The organism is Streptomyces sp. MS191 (assembly GCF_008042125.1).
GTDB lineage: Bacteria > Actinomycetota > Actinomycetes > Streptomycetales > Streptomycetaceae > Streptomyces.
Genome location: NZ_RDBI01000211.1, coordinates 1 through 2,518, shown reverse-complemented (window position 1 = coordinate 2,518; position 2,518 = coordinate 1). Strand labels below are relative to the sequence as shown.

The window sequence follows — 2,518 nt, the reverse complement described above, 5'->3', positions numbered from 1 at the left end:
CTCCGGGGCCGTGGGCGCACCTCGCGCCGCGACCGGCCCGCGCATCCGGCCGCGCTCGGGTGCGCCGGTGGACGATCCCCGCCCCTCGAAGCCCAGGCCGTTGTGGGAGCGCTCCCTCGCGTGGAATCGTGCGTCGCATGACGAGCGAACCGTTCATCCGGCCCTACCGTCCCGCGGACCGCGCCGCGCTCGCGGACATCTGCGTCAGAACGGCCCACGAGGGCGGGGACTCCTCGGACCTCTACCCCGACCCGGAGCTGATGCCGACGATCTTCGCCTATCCCTACGTCGCCCTGGAACCGGACTTCGCCTTCGTCCTGGACGACGGCGAGGGCCGCGCCGTGGGCTACGTCCTGGGAGCGCCGGACACCGCCGGGTTCGCGAAGCGGTTCCGCGACGCGTGGCTGCCGGAGGCGGGCGCGCGCCACCCTGCCGTCGAAGGGACGCCCCGGACGCCCGCCGAGGAGATGACCGTCCTGCTCCACACGCCGGAGCGGATGGTCCGCGACGAACTCGCCGGGTTCCCGGCCCATCTCCACATCGACCTGCTGCCGGCCTGGCAGGGGCGAGGGTACGGCCGGTCCCTCGTACGGACCCTGCTGGCGGCGCTGCACCGGGCGGACGTGGCAGCCGTCCACCTCTGCATGGTGCGGTCCAACACCTCCGCCAGGGCGTTCTACGACCGGCTGGGCTTCCGGCCGCTGGCCGTCGACGACCCCGGACCCGTCTGGTACCTGGGCCGGCCGACCGCTCCCGACGCGGCGCTCGGCGGGTGACGCCGCGGCCGGGCGGCACCCGGCGGCGGGTGTGCCGGGGCCCGCGGCGGGCGGCCGTTCCGGCCGGGCGAAGGCGCCGGCCGGCGTACGGCACGTCGCCGCGCGAGTGGCGGGCGACGGGCCGGGCGCGAACCGGGTGACGGGCGGGCCACCCGGACGCCCGCAGCCGGGCGGTGCTTTCGCGCGGCCCCCGCCGGGTGGGCCGCCCCGCGCCGCGCGGCCGCCCGCCGGCCGAACGGCCCTCCGGGCAGGGCCTGTCCGCCCGACGAACGGTGCCGCCGGCGGCCCGGCCCGTGCTGTGGGGGTGGGCCGGGCCGCCGGAGCGCATGCGGTCGGGTCAGATGTCGATGACGCGGTAGGCGATGGTGTACACCCCGCCGGAGCCCTCCAGGGAACGCCACTGGGTCTCGCCGCCGAACTCGCTGCCGGTGACCAGGGTGGAGCCCAGCTTGTCGTCGGAGCTGGTCGTGTCGTCGTCCCAGAGGGTGAGGGTGCGGGCCTGCTGCTTGCCGAGGACGAGCGCGGCGTTGCCGTTGGCGTCGGTCAGCGAGCGGACGTATCCGGCGCCCATCGTCTGGTACGAGAGGCTTCCGGGCCACACCTTCACCGCGTTGCCGTTGGCGTCGGTGATCTTGATGTAGGCCTCGTCGTGGTCCCCCTCGCTGTTCTGGTGGCAGGTCAGCTCCAGGAGCTCGATCCGCACGTAGTCGATCGGCTCGGCCTGCGCGGTGCCGGCGAAGGCGCCGAGGCTGCCCAGCCCCAGCAGTGCGACGGCGGTCAGTCGAGCGGCTCGGTTCTTGCGCATGTGGTCCCCCCACACAATCGGGTCACGGTGATGACACTCGGTCCGGATCCCGCCGTCCCGGCGGGCCGGTGTGCCGTTTCCCCCCGGCACGAGCTCCACTGTGCCGGTCCGTCCGTCCGCGGTTCTACGCGCGTTCCGCTGGATGGAACGACGGCGTCGGACGACCGGGTACGCCGGGGACGGCCGCTCGGTCCGGCGGGGCCGTGGCGAGGGCCCGGGTGACGGCGCCGCTCGCCTCGGCCACGGCCTGGACCAGGGGTTCGAGGCGGCGGCCGGCCCGGACCATCCCGGTGAGCGCGGCCACCGTCCGGCCGTCCGGCGCCCGTACCGGCAGCGCCGCGCAGCACACCCCGGCCATCACGTCCTCCCGGTCGAGCACGGCCCCGGGCCGCCGCGGTCCGCGCAGCGCCCGGCCCGCCGCCGTGTCGAGGCCGAACGCGACGCCGTCCTGCACCTGCACGATCGCCTCCACCTCGCCGGGCACCGAGCCGACGGTCATGGCGAGGTCCTCGCGCAGGACCGAGAGCACGACTCCGGCGCCGGTCGCCGCCCGCAACCGGTGCAGCGGCAGCCGGGCGGCGGCTCGCAGGCCCGGGTACGGTTCCCAGGCCTGGCCGAGCCGGTAGAGCTGCGGGCCGACCCGGTAGCGCCGGTCGCGCCGCTCCACGGCGCCGACCGCGACGAGCTGGTCGAGCAGCCGGTGCACGGTGCCCTTCGGCACCCCGCAGACCTCCGCCAGTTCGGTCACGCCGGCCCCGTCCCCGTACCGGCGCAGCGAGTCCAGCAGCGAGAAGGCCCCTTCCAGCACCCCACGCCCCCGGCCCGCCGCCCCGCCCCGCGCGTCGCCGGTTCCCGCCGTCCCGGCACCGCGGGCGCCGGCGGTCGCGGCGTCGGCGCCCCCGCGCGCCGTCACTGGACTGGCCGTACAGGACGAGGC

3 protein-coding genes are annotated in these 2,518 nt (G+C 76.6%); 1 reads left to right on the top strand and 2 read right to left on the bottom strand.

What is annotated here, in order from left to right; genetic code table 11:
* The first annotated feature begins 137 nt into the window (after window positions 1–137).
* A complete protein-coding gene (locus tag EAO71_RS36595) occupies window positions 138–776 on the top strand; it encodes a GNAT family N-acetyltransferase (protein WP_147982099.1) in 639 nt (212 codons plus the stop codon).
* A gap of 337 nt (window positions 777–1,113) precedes the next feature.
* Here the strand turns inward: EAO71_RS36595 and EAO71_RS36590 are convergent, their stop codons facing one another.
* A complete protein-coding gene (locus EAO71_RS36590; RefSeq protein ID WP_261992528.1) occupies window positions 1,114–1,581 on the bottom strand; it encodes a hypothetical protein in 468 nt (155 codons plus the stop codon).
* A 124-nt stretch (window positions 1,582–1,705) separates the two neighbouring features.
* A complete protein-coding gene (locus EAO71_RS36585; RefSeq protein ID WP_410094353.1) occupies window positions 1,706–2,494 on the bottom strand; it encodes an IclR family transcriptional regulator in 789 nt (262 codons plus the stop codon).
* Window positions 2,495–2,518: the final 24 nt, after the last annotated feature.